Source organism: Leptolyngbya sp. CCY15150, from assembly GCF_016888135.1.
In the GTDB taxonomy this organism is placed as follows: Bacteria; Cyanobacteriota; Cyanobacteriia; order RECH01; family RECH01; genus RECH01.
The window spans coordinates 1-812 of record NZ_JACSWB010000268.1 but is presented as its reverse complement, the minus strand read 5'-3'; the positions used below and the strand labels follow the sequence as shown (position 1 = coordinate 812).

At 49.8% G+C, this 812-nt stretch carries 2 pseudogenes; both read left to right on the top strand.

Annotation, left to right across the window (positions count from 1 at the left end):
• Window positions 1-229: pseudogene (locus JUJ53_RS19675) on the top strand (ISNCY family transposase); the annotation flags it as partial.
• A 41-nt stretch (window positions 230-270) separates the two neighbouring features.
• Window positions 271-812: pseudogene (locus tag JUJ53_RS19670) on the top strand (ISNCY family transposase); the annotation flags it as partial.

The following is an 812-nucleotide window of genomic DNA, read 5'->3' as shown; positions in this document are numbered from 1 at the left end:
GAAAAAAGAGTTAAAAAAGCGAGTGCGTGACATCCGCAAGTTGGAACGAGAGACGAGTAAGGGAGTCGATGATGGGATCAAAGAGGTGGTTGAAGGATACTGCCACGCGGTTCGTGCTGCGCTCACTGATGATGGATATCCCCCGTTGGATGCTTCGGGGTTAACCTTACAGCAACGTCTGAGTGCAATCGAGCACAGCTTAGAACGGGTGGATAAAAAAGGGGATTAGTGAAGCCCTTAAACCACCTAAAACAGACTATATCGAAGGCATTGGCGCAAACCAGACCCCTGTTTGAACCCGTTGCTATCGCCTTTGATTGGGTGCATCAAGCCGCTACCCTTCTAGACAATGACCTGAATTTGAATGGGCACCAAGTACGTCAGAGGTTTGAGCAATTACTGCAAACGATGGAAACCCGCAAAGAGCAGACCACCCGTTTAGCCTCTGGTATCGAGCACTTTTTGAAAGTGACCCGCAGTTATGCACCCGGATTGTTTCATTGTTATGACATTGAAGACTTACCCAGGACGAATAACGACTTAGAGCAACTATTTGGTCGGTGGCGGCACCACCAGCGTCGTTGTACCGGACGCAAGGTTGCCCCAGCCTCGGTGATGGTGCGAGGCTCGGTTCAGATTGTTGCTGCTATCGCCACTCAAAGTCGTTTGTTTACCCCTGCCGACTTAGCTACGGTTTCCGTCACAGATTGGCAAGATGTTCGAGCTAACCTCAAAGCTTGCCAAAACAAGCGCAATCAACAACGGCATTTTCGACGTTCCCCTGCAGCTTATTTAGCTAACCTGGAGCAGAA